15 protein-coding genes are annotated in these 17554 nt (G+C 71.1%); 12 read left to right on the top strand and 3 right to left on the bottom strand.

All coding sequences use genetic code 11. The features are described from left to right. Positions 1-347: 347 nt before the first annotated feature. Both CP969_RS03510 and CP969_RS03515 read left to right on the top strand, forming a co-directional pair. A complete protein-coding gene (locus CP969_RS03510; protein WP_026085463.1) occupies positions 348-926 on the top strand; it encodes a fasciclin domain-containing protein in 579 nt (192 codons plus the stop codon). A gap of 471 nt (positions 927-1397) precedes the next feature. Next, positions 1398-2903: a serine/threonine-protein kinase gene (locus CP969_RS03515; protein WP_016827877.1), complete on the top strand. Its 1506-nt coding sequence runs from the start codon at positions 1398-1400 to the stop codon at positions 2901-2903. A 455-nt stretch (positions 2904-3358) separates the two neighbouring features. On the opposite strand, the gene CP969_RS03520 is transcribed toward CP969_RS03515, so the two are convergent. Beyond that, entirely contained in the window at positions 3359-4771 is a 1413-nt protein-coding gene (locus CP969_RS03520; RefSeq protein ID WP_004992774.1) for an aminopeptidase P family protein, read from the bottom strand. A gap of 171 nt (positions 4772-4942) precedes the next feature. Between CP969_RS03520 and CP969_RS03525 the strand changes: the two genes are divergently transcribed. The 9 genes from CP969_RS03525 to CP969_RS03570 all read left to right on the top strand — a co-directional run bounded on the left by CP969_RS03525 (position 4943) and on the right by CP969_RS03570 (position 13681). Continuing rightward, positions 4943-5926, top strand: a complete 984-nt coding sequence (locus CP969_RS03525) for a helix-turn-helix domain-containing protein (protein ID WP_016827874.1) — start codon at positions 4943-4945, stop codon at positions 5924-5926. A 629-nt stretch (positions 5927-6555) separates the two neighbouring features. Then, positions 6556-7020, top strand: a complete 465-nt coding sequence (locus CP969_RS03535; RefSeq protein WP_016827873.1) for a DoxX family protein — start codon at positions 6556-6558, stop codon at positions 7018-7020. 551 nt (positions 7021-7571) lie between these two features. Continuing rightward, a complete protein-coding gene (locus CP969_RS03540) occupies positions 7572-8231 on the top strand; it encodes a CBS domain-containing protein (RefSeq protein ID WP_004992752.1) in 660 nt (219 codons plus the stop codon). Between the two features lie 310 nt (positions 8232-8541). Continuing rightward, on the top strand, positions 8542-8823 hold the full coding sequence (locus tag CP969_RS03545; protein WP_016827872.1) for a hypothetical protein: 282 nt from the start codon (positions 8542-8544) through the stop codon (positions 8821-8823). 27 nt (positions 8824-8850) lie between these two features. Continuing rightward, complete coding sequence (locus tag CP969_RS03550) at positions 8851-9660, top strand: alpha/beta fold hydrolase (protein ID WP_016827871.1); 810 nt, start codon at positions 8851-8853, stop codon at positions 9658-9660. Between the two features lie 797 nt (positions 9661-10457). Continuing rightward, positions 10458-10595: a hypothetical protein gene (locus CP969_RS33135; RefSeq protein WP_016827870.1), complete on the top strand. Its 138-nt coding sequence runs from the start codon at positions 10458-10460 to the stop codon at positions 10593-10595. Between the two features lie 166 nt (positions 10596-10761). Next, complete coding sequence (locus CP969_RS03560; protein ID WP_016827869.1) at positions 10762-11439, top strand: HAD-IA family hydrolase; 678 nt, start codon at positions 10762-10764, stop codon at positions 11437-11439. A 566-nt stretch (positions 11440-12005) separates the two neighbouring features. Further along, positions 12006-12578, top strand: a complete 573-nt coding sequence (locus CP969_RS03565; protein ID WP_004992742.1) for a hypothetical protein — start codon at positions 12006-12008, stop codon at positions 12576-12578. Between the two features lie 641 nt (positions 12579-13219). After that, a complete protein-coding gene (locus tag CP969_RS03570) occupies positions 13220-13681 on the top strand; it encodes an HIT family protein (protein ID WP_016827868.1) in 462 nt (153 codons plus the stop codon). A gap of 145 nt (positions 13682-13826) precedes the next feature. Here CP969_RS03570 and CP969_RS03575 read toward each other — a convergent pair whose 3' ends face one another. Together CP969_RS03575 and CP969_RS03580 are read right to left on the bottom strand one after the other, a co-directional pair. Next, the gene (locus tag CP969_RS03575; protein ID WP_026085462.1) at positions 13827-14837 is read right to left on the bottom strand and encodes a cytochrome d ubiquinol oxidase subunit II; all 1011 of its coding nucleotides are present in this window, start codon (positions 14835-14837) and stop codon (positions 13827-13829) included. 39 nt (positions 14838-14876) lie between these two features. Next, entirely contained in the window at positions 14877-16286 is a 1410-nt protein-coding gene (locus CP969_RS03580) for a cytochrome ubiquinol oxidase subunit I (RefSeq protein WP_016827866.1), read from the bottom strand. A gap of 593 nt (positions 16287-16879) precedes the next feature. On the opposite strand from CP969_RS03580, the gene CP969_RS03590 reads away from it, so the two are divergent. Continuing rightward, positions 16880-17404, top strand: coding sequence for a hypothetical protein (locus tag CP969_RS03590; protein WP_016827865.1), 525 nt, complete (start codon positions 16880-16882; stop codon positions 17402-17404). The last annotated feature ends 150 nt before the right edge of the window (positions 17405-17554 follow it).

Below are 17554 nucleotides of genomic sequence, written 5' to 3' on the forward strand. Positions count from 1 at the left end.
CAGGCACCCTGTTCACGGACAACTCGACAACACCCCGAAACCGTCAATACCCGGATCGATCAGGACGTTCAGATCGTCTCGTACGGGCGGTCTCCAGACGCCGGTTGCAGCGTCTGAAGGCGTCGATACGGCGAACCCGGTAGGCCGAGGTCCAGCAGGGCGGGGCGTTCACCGCGTCCCGGCTTCGAGGTGCGGTCACCGGCACCTGTCGCTACGCTCGCTGAGTAGCCGGGTGATGATGGCCCGAGGCCGGGCGCAGCAGCCGCCCCCACCCCGCCCAGCGGAAACGCAGGCTTCCGCAGTCCAGACCTCTGCAGTGTTCACGCCTCCACGGGAGGAAGGTTGCGATGAGGTTCACCCGCACGCGTACAGCAAAAGCCACCGCGGCAGCTGTGGTCGCCCTCCCGCTCGCGCTTGGAGGCCTGGCGGCGCAGAGCCACGCACAGGATGCGTCTCCCAGCCCGTCGGGGACGTTCGGCCCCGGCTGTTCGGCGATCTCCCAGAAGGCCGACACGTCCAAGGACAAGGTCGTAGAGGCCGCGGCCGCATACCCACAACTCAGTCAGCTGGTCGCAGCCGCGGCCAGGGCGAACCTGATCGGGACCCTCGACGGGAAACCCGACGTCACCATCTTCGCCCCCAACAACCAGGCCTTCCAGAAGGTGACCGTGTCGCAGCTCGACTCGCTGCTCGGCAATCAGGAGCAGTTGAAGAAGGTGCTGACCTACCACGTCGTGGACCAGCAGATCACCCCGAACGAACTCCCCAAGGGTTCCTTCACGACGGTGGAGGGCAGCAAGCTGACCACGTCGGGCTCGGGCACCGACTTCAAGGTCAACGACGAGGCGAACATCGTCTGCGGCAACATCAAGGCCGCGAACGCCACCATCTACATCATCGACACGGTCCTCCAGCCCCCGTCCTGACCCACGGCTCTCATTCCCGGCGCGGGGCGCCGCGTGCGGCCTCGGGACGGGGGTTCCCTCACGCGGCTTCCGGCCCGCAGCCGTCGGTGGACTCCGCCGGCCCGCCTGTCGGACCGCCGAGTGCGAGCGACGTACCTGCGTCGAGCGGATACCGGACCTGACTTGCCGTCACAGTCGGCGAACGGATCGGCTGCGTCCTGCTCCGGCTGCGGTCGGCCTCGCCTTGGTGGGCGGGCCGGCGCCCGGTCGTCCCGGGTGCGAGGACATCGTCGTGTTCGGGAAGCCGGCACACCGGCGGGGCCCGGCGGCGCCGGTTTCGCCTCGCGATGTGTCGTCGCGGTGCTGTACCGGGGGTACGGCACCTCTTCGTGGGTACCTGCGTCCGATGGCGCGTCGACCACGGCTCGCCAGGAGCATTCGCACCTCAACGCAGTGGGAGAGGGAATGAGGCTTCGTGAATCGGCTCGGGCCATGGCGTCCCGGTGTTCGGCCGAGGTACTGAGCGGCCGGTACCGTCTGGACGATCTCCTCGGTTCGGGCGGCGCCGCGGACGTCTACCGAGGTTTCGATCTGCGATTGAGGCGACCGGTGGCGGTCAAGGTCTTTCGGCCCGGTACCGGCATCGACATCGAGGAGAACTCGCACAGCGAAGCAGTGATCCTGGCCCGGTTGCACCACCCCGGACTCGTCACCGCCTATGACGCCGGGCAGCACAACGGACGTGTCTTCCTGGTCATGCAACTGGTCGAAGGCGACACCCTGAAGAACCGCATCGCCGAAGGCCCGCTGTCCCCCAAAGCGACTGCCGCGCTCGGCGTCGACCTGGCCCACGCACTGGCTCACGCACACGAAGCGGGGATCGTCCATCGAGACGTCAAACCGTCCAACATCCTCCTGGACGCCTCCCACCGCCCCTACCTGACCGACTTCGGCATCTCCCGACTGCTGGACGCCACCACCCGCACCGCCACCGGTACGCTCATCGGCACCGCCGCCTACCTCTCCCCCGAGCAGGTCCTCGGCCAGCCCGTCGGACGGCCCGCCGACGTGTACGCCCTCGGCCTGGTGCTCCTCGAATGCCTCACGGGCAGGCTCGAGTACGACGGTGGCCCCCTTGAAGCCGCAATCGCACGACTGCACCGCCAACCCGTCCTGCCCCAGTTCCTGCCGGAGCAACTGGCCGCCCTGCTGCGGGACATGACAGCCCTGGACGAGCAGAACCGCCCAACGGCCCGCGATTGCGCCCGCACACTGGCGGCGTTGGCCGAGACAGCACATCTTGAAGCCGGTCCGTCGGCGCACGCCACGAGCCTCGTCGCCAGCCACGGGCCGTCGCGCACGGTCGACCGCACGCACATGAATCCGCTGTCCGACGAGGATCAGACTGCTCCCCGCACCATGCCCGCGCGTGGGCGCACCCTTGTGGCCGGCGCGACCGTTGCGGTCGCCGCTGTCATGGCAACCGCCTTCGCCGTCACCGACGCCTCCGCCCCACCGAGCGATGACCGAAGCGCGGCCAAGGCCACGAGCGCCCCCACCGGAAAGCCGGATCCTTCTGACAGCGCAGGACAGAAGGTCGATGACCGAAGCGCGGCCAGGGGCACGGGGGGCCTCGCCGGAAAGCCGGATTCTCCTGGCGGCGCAGGGCGGGAGAAGGCGGCCAGGGCTCCTGCGACGACACCGTCCTCTGACCACATCCCCTCTGTCGGCGCACTCCCCGGCGACGTGCCCGGACAGAGCGTCGGCCCTACTCCCCACGGGCCGGGTCACACATCCGCCGTCGACACAGCCACACCCGGCTCTGCGACCAAAACGGCACGAGCCACACCGAGCGGCACGGACACGTCCGCGGCGGCAACGCCGGGCGGCACGGCGACCGAGGCCCCGCACCGACCGCCCGGCCAGGCGAAGAAGACGGAAAAGGCCGAGAACAAGGCGCAGCAGGAGCAAGCCGAGAAGACGGGCACGGAACGCTGACGGTGCGAGCGGGGTTCCGGCTGCCTTCGCGAACCGGACCTCGGGCAGTCGCCGGCGGTCCGACCCATTCAGGAGCGGGCAGGCGCCCGCCCGTGTCTACGCGTAGCTCCGACCCGTCAAGGAAGTGGCCGCGGCCTGGGCGTGGCGGGCTTCAGCATCGTCGGCGAACTGCGTGAGCGCGGCGTCTGCTTCAGCTTGCTGCACGAGAACCTGGACGCCCTCGCTCCCGAAGACCGGCTCGCCCTCCACGCCTTCGACGGCCGCCTCACCCCGGCTACGAACCGACCACTCGCCATTCAAGGCCGGCCGTCGAGTCGACACCCGGAGCAGGGAGAGCGCTCAGGACACGGGGTTGTCGGCTGGCCTGCGCGACAACGCCCTCCGGATCGCATTCGACCGTCGCCGTCCGGCGGATCGACCCGGAGGGCCCGGAGAAGCTGCCGTCCTCACGGCCCTCAGCCCGCGAAGCGCGCCATCCATGCCTCGACCTCGTCCGCGGCGCGTGGCAGGCCCGCCGACAGGTTCTCGTGGCCGTTCTCGGTGACGACCAGGTCGTCCTCGATCCGGACGCCGATGCCGCGCCACTCCTCGGGCACCGTCAGGTCGTCCGCCTGGAAGTACAGGCCCGGTTCGACGGTCAGGCACATGCCCGGCTCCAGCACACCGTCGACGTAGTCCTCCGTGCGGGCCTGCGCACAGTCGTGGACGTCCAGACCCAGCATGTGACCGGTGCCGGCCATGGTGAAGCGGCGCTGCAGGCCGAGTTCGTACGCGCGGTCGACGGGGCCCTCGATGAAGCCCCACTCGACCAGCCGCGCCGTCAGGTGTCGCTGGGCCGCCTCGTGGAAGTCCCGGTACGGGGCGCCCGGCTTGACCGCCGCCATGCCGGCCTCCTGGGCCTCGTACACCGCCTCGTAGATCTCGCGCTGCAGGGGCGTGAAGGTGCCGCTGATCGGCAGCGTGCGGGTGACGTCGGCGGTGTAGAGGGAGTGCGTCTCCACGCCGGCGTCGAGCAGCAGCAGGTCCCCCGGGCGCACCGGGCCGTCGTTGTCCGTCCAGTGCATGATCGTGGCGTGCTCACCGGCGGCGCAGATCGAGCCGTAGCCCACCGCGTTGCCCTCGAGGCGTGCCCGGCGGAAGAAGGTGCCCTCGATCCACCGCTCCGACGACGCGATCGCCCCGGAGAGTTCCCTGACGACGTCGGTGAAGCCGCGCACGGTGGAGTCCACCGCCTTGCGCAGTTCCCCGAGCTCCCAGGAGTCCTTGACGAGGCGGAGATCGCTGAGCGCTTCTTCGAGTTCGGCGTCCCGCTCCGGGTGGGTGGTGACGGCGGCCTCGAGGGAGGGGTCGATCCCACGGACGATCCGGGTCGGCGGGCCGGAGGCGGCGGCCAGGTCGGCAGCCGCGGTGCGGACGTCGCGGCACGGCAGGCCCAGTACGCGCTCCGACTCGGCGAGTGAGCGGCGCCGGCCCGTCCACAGCTCGGCGTGGGCGCCCGTCCAGAACTCGTCGTCCTCCCTGCTGTCCCGCGGCAGCTGATAGCAGTAGGCGTCGTGGCCGCCGTCCGCGCGGGGTTCGAGGACGAGTGCGCCGTCCCGGGCCTGGTCACCGGTCATGTGCACGTAGCCCGTGTACGGACGGAAGGGGTAGGTGTCGTCGTTCGAGCGGACCTTGAGGTTCCCCGAGGGGACCACGAGGCGTTCGCCGGGGAACCGCGCGGAGAGCGCGGCGCGGCGGCGGGCCGCGTGCGGGGCCTGCTCGGCGAGCTGGAGATCGTGCCGTTCGGTGTCCGCCCAGCCCGTCCGCATCAGAGCGGACAGCTCCGCGGAGATCTCCGGGTAGAGGCCGTTCTTCCGACGGTTCGCCACGTCGTGCACCTTCTTCCGTTGGGATTCGATGGGCTTCCATGAGGTTCTTCGGCACCGCCGGTGCGCGGCTGCTTCCGGACGGTACCGCCGCACGGCGGGCGCCGGGGCCGCAGAGTGCCAGTGGCACAGATCGGCCACAGGGTCTGGCGGGAAACGTCGATAATGTGCCCCATGGCGCACTCGAAACTCGGCGAGGCCCTCCGGATGCTGGGGCTCGATCACAAGGCGTGCCGGGTCTACCTGACCCTGCTGGAGCTGGCCCCCGCTCCGCTCGGCGCGATCGGCGCGGCGGCCGGGCTGGGCGGGGCCGAGCTCGCCGCGGCCTACGGCGAACTGGCCGACGCCGGACTGGCCAGCGCCGCGGCCGGGGACGGGGACGTGGTGGCCCCGGTGCCGCCCGCCGCGGGCCTGGAGATCCTCGCCCGGCACCGGGCGGCCGAGCTTGAGGAATCACGCATCGCCGTCAAAGGTGCGTTCGAGTCGTTCCGGCGCGAGCGGCTCGCCGCGTACAACGACAACGTCGTCGAGGTCGTCACCGGTGAAGCCGTCGGTCCGCGGATGCGCCACGCGTGGGCCAGCGCCCGCGAGCAGATCCGGCAGTTCGAGTCCCCGCCGTACGTCCCTCTGGTCGGCGCCACCGACGACGCTCTGGCGACGCTGGCCCGCGGGGTGACGCAGCGCGTCGTCTACTCACGGGAGTCCCTGGAGCATCCCGGCCACCTGAAGGACGTCATCGAGCCCTGCATCGAGGCGGGCGAGCAGGCAAGGGTGCTGCCGTCGGTGCCGGTCAAGCTCTTGATCATCGATGAGGCGTACGCGCTGGTGTCGTTGTCGATCAAGGAAGCGGACGTGCACAACACCATGCTGGTGGTGCAGCCCTGCGGCCTGCTATCCGCGCTCACGGCCCTGTTCGAGCAGGCATGGCAGAACGCCCTTCCCCTCCACGGCCGCACCACTCGCTCCGCCGGGCTTCCACCCGCCGACCGTCGTCTGCTGCGCCTCCTCGCCGGCGGCGCGACGGACGACATCATCGCCCGCGAACTGGGCATCAGCCGCCGTACGTTGTTCCGCCGCCTCCAGGTCCTGATGGCCCGTCTCGGCGCGGCGAACCGTTTCCAGATGGCCCTGCAGGCACAGCGGTCCGGCTGGCTGTGACCGGGTGTCCCCAGCGGTCTTCCCCGGACGGACCCGCGACGGCGCGCTGTTTCAGCGATCGCTCACCCGGCGTGCCCGCGGGTCACGGTCCCGTGCCGACCATGTGCTCCACGATTGCGAATGCCTCGTCGCTCGGCACGATGACGTCGTTCGGGTCCTCATCTCCCTGCCGTGGGGGGGGATGAGCCCCTCGCTCGCTCCGGGGATTCCCGGGTCCGCGGCGTGCTCGCCGGGGTCCCCCTCTCCGCCAAGCGGCATGCCCACCGCACGCTCGGCATTCGTCACGGAGGCCGATGAGCGTCCGGACGGACCGGCCGACCGGCCGTGTCTCGATCTGCCCTGTGTCGATCCTCGTCCGAAGGGTCTCCGGTCCCACCTCGGACGACACGGGGACGGCCGCGCCGTCGTGGGTCAGCCAGGTCTCGATCACGAGCACGAGTCCGGCGATCTCGTGGACGGCTCCCGGAGGCAGTCCCCACGTCCCCTCCCGGCATCAGCGCCGAAGCCGTCGCCGGCCTTTCCCCGTCGGTGAACTTCCCGCTGCGGGCAGGGACTTCCGCTGAGCCGACCACGGCGCAAGCACGTACCAAGTGCGGGAAGGCACTCACCGATCCGAGGAGACCGCACCGATGAGCACCACGCGCCTGAGCGACCGACTGACGAGGCACCAGCCTCTGGTCCTGGGCCTGTTCCGTATCGTCCTGGGCCTGCTGTTCACCAGCGAGGGCGCCGCCACCGTCTTCGGGCTACTGGGTCGGAAGGCCAGCCCTGTGGGCGACTGGCCGTTCTGGTACGCCGGGGTGATCGAGTTGGTCGCCGGTGTCCTCGTCCTCCTCGGCGTGGCGACGCGCAGCGCGGCGTTCCTCAGCTCGGGAATCATGGCCTTCGCCTACTTCACCGAGCACCAGAAGGACGGTCTCTTCCCGCTGCAGAACGGCGGCCTGTCACCGGCGTTGTTCTGCTGGGGCTTCCTGCTGCTGGTCTTCTTCGGGCCGGGTTCACTGTCCTTGACGGCGCCGGTCCGCCGTGGCGGCACCGTCCCGGGCGCCGCACGGCCTGGGGGTCCGGTCCCGCCCGGACCCACCGGGCCATGACGGCGCGGAACCGCCCCAGGTAGCGGAGCACCGCGTTTTCGCGCCGTGTGCCAGGCGCACGGCGAGCCAGCCGACCGCGTGGGCTTCGACGAGAGCGGACGACTGATGCGGGCGGGCCCGGGTGCCGCCCGTGCCGGAAGTCTCGCCAAGCTGTGCGCCCATCCGGCACCGCAGTTGCTCGATGCCGCGGAAACAGGGCCGGGCGCCCGGGTACTGGCTGCGGGCCCGGGCGATGTCCGTCAAGGGTTCGCCCGGCACCGCCGGGTGCTCCCCGGAGCCTCCGATCGGGTGACGCCCGTTTCCCCCGGGAGTCCGCACCGGAGCGATCTCCCCGACGTGAGGGCGATCGGAAGCCGTGGCACACGTGGGTGTGAGGGCGCGCCGCGGGGTGTGCTCGGGCCGCCGTTCGGCACGCTGGTCGGGGCCGGAAGGCTGTGGGACCGGCGCGCACCGGCGGACGGTGCGGGCACCCCTGCCGCCCGCCGGACGTTTCCCCTGGAGAGAAGGCGGATGCCGGCCGACGCAGACCGGCAACGGAGAGGAAACGCACGATGAAGCACCAGAAGGTGGGCGACCTGATGAGCGACGCCGTGGTCCGCGTCCAGCGGGGCACGCCGTTCAAGGAGATCGCCCACCTGCTGCAGGACTACGACATCACCGCGGTGCCCGTCGTGGACGCGGAGGACCGGCCCGTGGGGGTGGTGTCGGAGGCGGACCTCCTGCAGAAGATGTGGGGCGGGGATCCGGACGAGGCCGTGGGACACGGGGAGGGGCCCCGGCCCGCCGGGGCCAAGGCGTCCGCCATCGACGCGGCCGGGCTGATGACATCACCCGCCGTCTGCGCGCGGGAGGACTGGAGCGTCGTCGACGCCGCCCGTGCGATGGCCCGGCACGGCATCAAGCGGCTCCTGGTGGTCGACGAGGGAGGGCGGCTGATCGGACTGGTCAGCCGGAGTGACCTGTTGCGGGTCTTCCTGCGCAAGGACCGGGCGATCCGGACCGAGATCATCGAGGAGGCGCTGGTCCGGACCCTCGGCCTGGCTCCGTCGTCGATGCAGGTGGAGGTGGCCCACGGCCACGTCGTCCTCAGCGGTCGGCTCCCGCAGGACGTGTCCGTCTCCGTGCTGGAGGAACTGTGCCGGCGTGTCGACGGCGTCGTCGCCGTGGAGTTCAGGGCGGCGGGAGAGGCCGACGGTTCCGCCTCCGCCTGACGGCGGCCGGCCGGCTCGCAGGGGTGTTCTCCGCCCGTTCCCGGCTCGTCGCCCGGGTGGGCGCTACGGCTGGGTCTCCGGTCGGGGCGCAGGACGCAGGAGGCGACCACCACGGGGGCACAGGGACCGCGCGAAAGTCACGACGCGTTCCGCGACACCGGCGGCGACGGTGCGGTGCTGGTGGGTGAAACCCGGGCAGCAGTACGCCGACGCGTTGCGCCGCCGTCGGCACCGGCATCCAGCGGGTGCCGGACACCACGGGGCGGGTCGAGCGCTCCGGTCGGCGTCACGGACACGGACGGAGCGAGCCGTGAGCGCGGGCCGGGCCCCGCTGCCGGGCGCGATCACCGCCGGACTGCGCTCCGACGCCCGCCGGGCCGTCGTCGGGGAGATCTTGCGCGCGGTCCTCGGCGCGGTCACGCTGCACCACGGCCTGTCGTCCGCCGCCGACAGCGCGGTGCAGGCCTCTGCGGCCTGTGGGACGGTGGCAACGGAACCCGCCTCCCGGTGCTGCGGGCACACCGTCGTCCATGTCCTTTTCCCGGACGAGTCCGTCGCCCCGGCACCGCAGCAGGTGTGCACAGGTCTATGACGGAATCAGCCGACCAGGAGGCTGAAGATGGGCGAAATGATCAACGCCGGTGGCGTCGACATCTGGTTCGAGCGTCGGGGCAGGGGGCCCGACGTCCTGCTCATCGCAGGGCTCGGTGATCCCGCTGAGGCATGGCAGTCCCAGTTCGACGGGCTTGCGGACCGCTACCGGCTCACCGCCTTCGACAACCGCGGCGTCGGACGCACGCCGCTGCCCGAAGGGCCTCTCTCGGTGCCCCACATGGCCGACGACGCGGCCGCACTGCTACGGGCGCTCGAGATCCCGACCGCCCATGTCGCCGGTTTCTCGGGAGGAAGTTTTGTCGCACAAGAGCTGGCGTTGCGGCACCCCGGCCTCGTCCGCAGTCTCGTCCTCATGAGCACGTGCGCTCGACCCGACGCCTACTTCCGCGCCATGGCACGCTTCTGGCACTGGATGGCCGAGCGCGCCCCGAGCGAGCGCGCCATGCTCGAGGCGTTCTTCCTGTGGGTCTACACACCGCGTGCGCACGCCGACGGCACGGTCGACCGGATCATCGAGGACACACTGGCCTTTCCCCACCCGCAGTCCGTCGACGCCTTCCAGCGCCAGATCGCCTCGTTCGCCGACCACGACACGCTCGACCGGCTGGCAGAGATCACCGCGCCGACGCTCGTTCTGGCCGGCGAACTCGACATCGCCGCCCCACCGCGCCTCGGTCGGGTGGTCGCCGACAGGATTCCGGGGGCCGAGTTCGAGGTGCTGCCCGGAGAGGCACATCAGCCCTTCCAGGAAGTGCCGAAGGTGTTCAACGCCCGCGTCGACGCCTTCTGGCGCGAGGTCGAAGCACGAGACTGAAAGGGCACATCCGGTCGCGTTCGATCGGGTTGCTGCAGTGCTTGCGCTGGGGCGCCGGGGTGGACGACGTACGGTCCGGGGCCGTGATCGGCGCCCCGTGGGGCGGCAGGTGCGGCCCGTCCGGGCGACGATCGGCGCCTTCTTCTCCGCATCCGCGCTCACCACCGGCAGCCCTGGAGGCAGGAACCGCTGGACCGTGGCGTTGATGTGCCGGAACCGGGCGCCGCGATCAGCCGACCTCCCGCGGCTCTGTCAGGGCCCTCGCGTGCCGACACCGAGCCAGGGCCACGCTCGGCGGCCGACCCGCGCCGCCGCCGAGACGGCGCACCCGCCCCAGCACCGGCGCACCGCACGCGACAACGGGCACGCGACTCCCCGGCGGTGCGCGAGTCCGCCTGCCCGGAAGTGCCCGATCCGGGACGTTCGGCCATGCCGCCGGAGAGCTGCGCTGTGGACGCCAGGGCATGTCACGCGGGGCGGTGCCCATGATTGGCGCGGTGCTGACGCCACTTCCTCTTGCGCGTGCGCTTCGACATCGTCCGACCCCCTTCCCTGATTCCGAGGGCTTGGTCCGTCCCCCGTACACCAGCGTGCTCCCGGCCCCTGAGCCTGTCGAGCGCGGTACCTGGTGAACGGTGGGGATCATCGGTGAGCGGAAGTACCTGTGGCCGGCCGCCGGCACTGACGGCACCTCAACCGACAAGCCGGCAGGGCCCCTTCGCCCTCTTTTGATCATCCAACCGGTGCACCGAGGACTTCGGTGCACCACTCATCCGCCCACTCCCCTGGAGGAAATCATGGGACCTGTCTCCGTCGGGCGTATCGACACCGTGGTGCCCGGCACGACCGGTGCCGTGAGCATCCATCCCGAGTTCGGCGAGTTCGGGTTCGACCCGGACACCACGAACAACACGGCGGTCCTGGCGGTCGACTGAACGGATCCCCTCGCCGATCGGCGGTGCTCCCGGCGCGCGGTGCGCGGCTGTCCCGCACCGCGCGCCCGGGGCGGGAATCGTGGACAATGACCGTTGGCGGTGCCGGTGGCCTGTGGTCATGCCGAGGACGCTGTCCCGGCTCCTTCCGAGACCCGGAGAAAGAGCGATGAGCGAGAAGCGTTGGGTCACCTTCGACTGTTTCGGGACCCTCGTGGACTGGCGCCACGGCATCGCCACCGGCATCGAACTGGTCGCGCCCGGTAAGGGCTGGGAGCTGCTGGACGTCTACAACCGCCACGAGCCGCAGGTGCAGCGCGAGCACCCCTCCATGCGCTACAGCGACGTCCTGACGGAGGCCCTGAAGCGCACGGCCATCGAGGCGGAGATCGATCTGCTGGAGGACGACACCCGTGTCCTGACGGCCGGCATCCCGTTCTGGCCGGTCTTCCCCGAGACGCGGCAGGCCCTGCGCGAGCTGCGGGAGTCCGGCTGGAACCTCGCCCTGCTGACCAACTGCGACCGCGTCATCATCGGCGAGACCCAGCGCCGCCTGCGGGTACAGTTCGACGCGGTCGTCACCGCCGAGGACTCCGGCGCCTACAAGCCGGCCCACCACCACTTCGAGTACTTCGAGAAGTCCCTCGGCGTCACCCGTGACCGCTGGGTGCACGTGGCGCAGAGTTACTTCCACGACATGGTTCCGGCCGGCGAACTCGACATCGCCCGCGTGTGGATCAACCGTCTCCACGCGAGCGACGACCCCTCGATCGCGCACGCCGTCCGCCCTGACCTGAGCGACCTGGCCGCCACCGTCAACGAGGTCCACCAGAAGCTCACCGGCTGACCTGCGGCTGTCTCCGTCCGTCCGCTCCGCCGGCGGTACGCCCCCGCCGGACCAGTCACCACGGCGGCGCTGAGCGGAGCGCCCACGGCGGGCCCTGCCGCATCGCGGCGGCAACCGCTTCCCCCCCCCCCCGCCGACCACAGCCGGCGGTGCGATCTGCTCGAGGGGGCCCTCCAGGTCCCCCTGTGGCCGGCATCCCCGTATCACCCACCGCGTGATCGTGCCGGAACGTGTTCGACCGCTGAGGAGTGCTTGCTCAACGCCATGGGGCCGCGGGTGCGGAGGTCCCCAGCTCCGACGCACGGCCAAAGGACGGGACACCGGACCGGAGCAGCCGAACCCCCTGGAGATCCCTGCCCAGTCACCGGCGTGGAGCGGTAGACGGCGCCGTTGCACTGCGGCCGGCAACCGCCACTTCCCAGTCGGTCTGCTCGGGGATTTCTCCCTGCGGATTACACCCGTCCGGGTCAACCGTGATGGCGGTGGGGCCAAGACCCCGCGAGGGTGGAGCAAGGCTCGGCGTTTCCGCCGGCTCCTCCCGTTCCCTTGCTGTAAGGAGCACTGCCATGTCCCAACGCAACACCTTCATCCGCAGCCTGCACGATCTGGGCCTGGCAGCCTGGTTCGGCGGGTCGCTGATGGGCGCGGTCGGTCTCAACGGAGCAGCCGAGGAGGAAGGCGGAACGGAACAGGTCAGGGCACGGATCTCGTCGTCGGGATGGGCGAAGTGGACGCCGGTCAACGCCGCCGCCATCGGTGCGCACCTGTTCGGCGGCGGCGGGCTGCTCGCCGCGAACGCCCACCGGGTCGCCACCCAGAAGGGTGTGGGCGCCTCCACCACGGTCAAGACCGCCGTCACCGCCGCGGCCCTGGCAGCCACTGCCTACGCCCGTGTCCTGGGCAAGAAGATCGAAATGGCCTCCTCCCCCGACCCGCAGGTCGCGGAGCAGGCGGAAAAGCACCCCATCGACATCAACAAGGCCCAGCGGCAGCTGGCCTACGTGCAGTGGGCGGTGCCGGCCCTGACCGGAGGCCTGGTGGTGCTCAACGCCCTGCACGGTGAGCAGCAGCGCCCGGTCGAGCAGTTGCACGGCATGTGGGACCGGGCCCGGTCTGCCGCTCCCTTCATGTCATGCTGAGCTTTTGAGGACGGGACGCGTCGACCGTCCGCTCCGGTCGGCCGGCCGGCCGGTCGCGGTGATGAGCGGCCTGTCCCGCCCGGACATACGGCTCCGGGTCCGACCCGCGGCTCCTCCGGGTGGGGCGACGGCCTCCGCGGTGCCCGGGGCGCTCCTTCGACGCCCCTGCCGACAGCGTCACCGCGCCGGTCCGCAATCCGCTCAAGGCGTCCGCTGCCGTGCCGCGCGACCGGACGACCAAGGACGCACGGGCGCCGGCGCCACGGCACGAGAACACGGTGCCGTGTCGCCGGACCGCCCGGGTCCGCCACGGGTTCCGCCGGCCGGATCCGGTCGGCCGTCCCTTCCCGCCACCTCTGCCAGAGCGCCGACGTCCGGTCCGCGCGCCCACGTCGGCCACGCCGCCGGTCCGGCACCGACGCCCGGCTCCCGGCTCCCGGCTCCCGGAAGGGCCCCTCCCCCGAGCGCCGCCGCCCGGTCGTATGGGGGCTCGGAAAGTGGTCGCTGCAGGTCAGGACGCGTACCCGTACCCGTTGGAGACGGACACCTGTCGGACGGATGCCGAGGGAGGACGCGGCACTCCCGCGCGCGGGGCAGCCCGGTCGGGAGCGGCTCCGGGACCGCTGTCGCATGCTGTGTCCATGGAGCTGTTCGCCGGGGATCCGGCCTGTGCCTTCTGCGGCATCGTCTCCGGCCGGGTGCCGGCCAGCCGCGTGTACGAGGACGAACTGGTCCTGTCCTTCATGGACATCCACCCGGCCGCGCCTGGCGACCTCCTCGTCATCCCCAAGGTGCACGCGGCAGGTCTGGAGGACATCGACGAGGCCCTGATGGCCCATCTGTTCCGCGTCGTCCACCTGCTGGCGCGAGCTCTGCGGCGCTCGGGACTGCCGTGCGAGGGGGTGAACGTCTTCCTCGCCGACGGCGAGGCCGCCGATCAGACGGTCTTCCACCTCCACGTGCACGTCTTCCCCCGCACCACGGACGACCGGTTCCGCCTGGAGGTCAGGTGGCAGGAGCGGTCCCGTGCCGCCCTCGATCACGACGCCGCACTGATCAGGGCGCGCCTGAACCGCGGCGGAGACCGCCGTGGGACTCCCTGAGCCGTACCGGGCAACGGAGCGGTCCGGGGGATCTCCGCGACGACGGCCGCGGCGAACGACGCGGCCTGCGCCCCGGTCGCCTGCGCGATGCCCGACTGCGTCCGGGCCCCCGGCCGACCGGGGTGACCGGCGTGGGCGCTTCGGTTCACCTCGAGGAGTGCTGGTCGACGGCTCCCCGCTGGAAGGTGGCGTACAGCAGCCACAGCGACGGGACGAGCACCACCGCTCCCACGCCCAGCACCACGAGGATCGCCGACAGCACGGAGGCGCTCGCCGCGGCCTCGGTCACCGTCGTGCTGCCCACCAGCAGGGCCGGGTACTGGGCTGCGCCCCACGCCCACAGGATGGCGGCGACCGCCAGGGCCGCGGCTGCGCGGGCGGCCACGAAGCGCTTCCGGGTCAGCAGAGCGAGGCCGGTCAGTCCGGCCACCGCACTGATGATCACCAGTGGCAGTGCGCGGTGGGTCAGGCCGTGGAACAGCTCGGGGGCGTCCGCGTTCAGCACCGCGATGCCCGCAAGGGCCACGGCGCCCGCCACCAGGCCGCTGATCACCGCGTCGCGGGTGAAGGCCGCGGCGAGCTCCGGCCGTCCCTCGCGGTGCGCGTCGGCGCACAGGTACACCGCCGCCAGGTGCGCACAGGTCACCACGGCCAGCAGCCCGCCCAGCAGCGACGTCGGATTGAGCCAGCCGGTGACCACGTCGCCTTCGGCGAGCCCCGGCGGAACGCGGCCGGAGGCGACACCGCCCGCCACCGTGCCGAGGAAGAACGGCGTCAGCAGCGACGACAGCGCGAAGCACGCGCCGAACAGCCGCTGCTGCCACAGTTCGGTGCTCGCCTTGCGGAAGGCGAAGGCGGCGCCCCGGGCGATGATGCCCAACGCGGCGAGGGTGAGCGGGATGTACAGGGTGGACATCACCGCGGCGAACACCGGCGAGAAGGCCGACCACAGCATCACGACCACGAAGATCAGCCACACGTGGTTGGCCTCCCAGATCGGCCCGATGCTGTGCTCGATGAGTTCGCGCCGGGCCCGGCCGCGCTCGGCGCCGCCGGCCAGCAGGTCCCAGACTCCGGCGCCGAAGTCGGCCCCTCCGAACAGGGCGTAGCAGGTCAGGCCCACCCACATCACGGTGAGCGCCGCGTCCGCGAGCACGGTCACCTCCAAGGGGTCGTACAACGGGCTGCGGGAGGATCACACGACGGGATACCCGGTGACGTCCTCCTCCTGCGGTGCCCGCGGCACCGGGGTGCCCCGGGCGAGGCGTCGCAGGACGTAGACGGTCGCGACGGTCATGGCGGCGTACACCACAAGCACCAGCCACAATCCGATCATCAGGCCGGGTGCGGGGTTGACGGCGTCGCGCACGCTCATCAGACCCCACACGATCCAAGGCTGACGGCCCAGCTCCGTGACGGTCCAGCCGCACTCGAGGGCCACCACCGCGGCCGGGCCGCCGATCGCGGCCAGTGTCAGGAAGAGGCGAGGGGTGGACAGCTCGCCGCCGGTGCGGCGACGGCGCCACCACGCCCACAGCAACCACACGCCGAGGGCGAGCAGGAAGAAACCGACGGCGACCATCAGGTCGAACGCCCAGTGCACGCCGGTGACCGGCGGATGCTGGGCGGGCGGCACACGATCGAGGCCCTCGACGACGGTGTCGGGGTGGTAACCGATCAGCAGCGACAGCCCGTTGGGGATCTCCAAGCCGTACTTCAGCCCGTTGTCGCCCGCGATGCCGCCGATCGTCAGCGGTACGTGCGAACCGGTGCGGTAGACGCCTTCGATGGCCGCGAGCTTGGCCGGCTGGTAGTCGGCCAGGAAGCGTGCTGCCCAGTCGCCCACGACGATCTGGAACGGAGTCACGATCGCGCCCAGCGTGAACGGGATGAAGAATCCCGCCCGGTGGTAGGTGTCGCGGCGTCCGCGCAGCATGGCCACGGCGTACACGGCGGCGGTCAGGAACGACGCGACCATGAAGGCGGCCAGGATCATGTGCACGGTCTGCGGCGGGCTGGCAGGGTTGAGCATCGCCGCCCACGGATCGACGTCGACCACCTCGCCCTCGCGCAGGGTGAAGCCGCGCGGCTGGTTCATCCAGGCGTTCGCGCACACGACGAAGAAGGCCGACGCGGTGCCCGCGATCACGATGGGGAGGCCGATCAGCAGATGGCGGCGGGGCGGCATCCGGTCCCACGCGTACAGGTAGATGCCCAGGAAGATCGCCTCGATGAAGAAGGCGATGCCCTCCAGCGCGAAGGGCAGCCCGATCACCTGACCGAACCTTCCCATCAAGCCGGGCCACAGCAGTCCCATTTCGAAGCTGAGGATCGTGCCGGACACGGCACCCACGGCGAACAGCACCCCCATGGCACGCGCCCACCGGCGGGCCAGCAAACGGTACGCCGGGCTGCCGGTGCGGATGCCGTACCACTCGGCGAGCAGCGTCAGCGCCGGGAGCCCGACACCCAGACAGGCCACGATGATGTGCCAGGCGAGGGAGAAACCCATCTGCGCCCGCGCCGCCGCCAGATCACCCTCCGACACCCGTTCGGCCGCGTATCCGACGAGCACCCACGGGCCGGTGAGCAGAGTGTGCGTCATGAACCCCGTCAGTACCCAGATCGGACGGCCGAAACCGACAATTCGGCGAAACAGCGAACCGGAGGTGTGAAAGGCAGGTCGGGGTGTACTGACGGCCCCCGCGAGAAGATCGAACCGGCCGTCATCGGTCGACCACGTCGGGCCGGACCCCGAAGTCCCCTCGTTCGACCGCATCGGAGCTCGAGCGGACGGGGAGCCCCGCTCATGAGGCGCCGCCCGGAGCCGGACGGCTCCGGGCGGCTCCGGGCGGCTCCGGGCGGCAGGTCGGATGCGGCCGTGCGTTCGGTCGGACATCCCCTGCCCGGGCTTCGCGGGCGAGTGGGTGAACCTCCTGGAACTGCCGTCGGCCGGTGGGCCGAGGCGCGTGAACCATCCGGGCCGCCTCGGCCGGCCCGGACTCGCGCAGCGTCGCGGCGAGGACCGACGGCGCCGGGAGCACCTCTCACGGCAGGGCACCGCGCCTTCTCCGCGTGCCTGCGGACGGATACCGTCCCACCTCTGGCGGACGCGCGTAGACATCCGCCATGATCTGTGTGCACCACCTGCACAGCCATCCCCCAAGGAAGCCCGGCCCCAGCAGGAAGGGTTCGTACATGAAGGCCGTGAAGGCTCTGAAGTTTCCGAGGATCCGCTCGGTCCTGATCGCTCTCGCCCTGGTCGTCGCCCCCGGCGCCGCCGTCATCGGCACGGCGGGCGAGGCGTCCGCCGCCACGAAGATCAGCCACGCCACCGCGACCTCGATGTTCCGCGAGGTGGGCATCACCTGGTCGTCCTCCGGCAACTGCTCGAACCGCAACATCTCGACCTGCACGTCGTTCGAACAGCTCAACCTCGCCACCGCCCAGGGCGCCCAGACCCTCAAGCGGGCCAGCGGTTGCGCACTGAACATCACTGGCGGCACCGAGACGGGCCACGCCTCCGGGACGTACTCGCACTGGAACGGCTACAAGCTCGACTACAGCAAGTCCACCTGCCTCGGGAACTACATCAAGAACAACTTCGCCTACATCGGGGTACGCGGCGACGGTGCCCCGCAGTGGCGTTCCGGCTCCGGCAACGTCTACGCCGAAGAGGGCAACCACTGGGACGTCACGTACTACAACTGCGGCGGCTGCTGAGCCGCACCCCGCACACCCCCCGGCCCCTGTTCGGCCCGTCGAGGACGGGCCGAACAGGGGCCGGCCACGGCTGGCCGGGCCACTCGGCCCTCCGCGCTGCCCTGCCCCGCGACCGAGCCGGAACTGTCCGTCCACGCGCTCCGCGCCGAA

This window comes from Streptomyces viridosporus T7A (assembly GCF_008704515.1).
Classification (GTDB): domain Bacteria; phylum Actinomycetota; class Actinomycetes; order Streptomycetales; family Streptomycetaceae; genus Streptomyces; species Streptomyces viridosporus.

What these genes read in the sequence shown, in the direction of transcription:
- CP969_RS03580 (WP_016827866.1), bottom strand. Translation starts at nt 16,286, where the DNA reads ATGACGCACACTCTGCTCACCGGCCCGTGGGTGCTCGTCGGATACGCG.
- CP969_RS33135 (WP_016827870.1), top strand. Translation starts at nt 10,458, where the DNA reads ATGGGACCTGTCTCCGTCGGGCGTATCGACACCGTGGTGCCCGGCACG.
- CP969_RS03510 (WP_026085463.1), top strand. Translation starts at nt 348, where the DNA reads ATGAGGTTCACCCGCACGCGTACAGCAAAAGCCACCGCGGCAGCTGTG.
- CP969_RS03540 (WP_004992752.1), top strand. Translation starts at nt 7,572, where the DNA reads ATGAAGCACCAGAAGGTGGGCGACCTGATGAGCGACGCCGTGGTCCGC.
- CP969_RS03535 (WP_016827873.1), top strand. Translation starts at nt 6,556, where the DNA reads ATGAGCACCACGCGCCTGAGCGACCGACTGACGAGGCACCAGCCTCTG.
- CP969_RS03590 (WP_016827865.1), top strand. Translation starts at nt 16,880, where the DNA reads ATGAAGGCCGTGAAGGCTCTGAAGTTTCCGAGGATCCGCTCGGTCCTG.
- CP969_RS03525 (WP_016827874.1), top strand. Translation starts at nt 4,943, where the DNA reads ATGGCGCACTCGAAACTCGGCGAGGCCCTCCGGATGCTGGGGCTCGAT.
- CP969_RS03515 (WP_016827877.1), top strand. Translation starts at nt 1,398, where the DNA reads ATGGCGTCCCGGTGTTCGGCCGAGGTACTGAGCGGCCGGTACCGTCTG.
- CP969_RS03565 (WP_004992742.1), top strand. Translation starts at nt 12,006, where the DNA reads ATGTCCCAACGCAACACCTTCATCCGCAGCCTGCACGATCTGGGCCTG.
- CP969_RS03550 (WP_016827871.1), top strand. Translation starts at nt 8,851, where the DNA reads ATGGGCGAAATGATCAACGCCGGTGGCGTCGACATCTGGTTCGAGCGT.
- CP969_RS03560 (WP_016827869.1), top strand. Translation starts at nt 10,762, where the DNA reads ATGAGCGAGAAGCGTTGGGTCACCTTCGACTGTTTCGGGACCCTCGTG.
- CP969_RS03570 (WP_016827868.1), top strand. Translation starts at nt 13,220, where the DNA reads ATGGAGCTGTTCGCCGGGGATCCGGCCTGTGCCTTCTGCGGCATCGTC.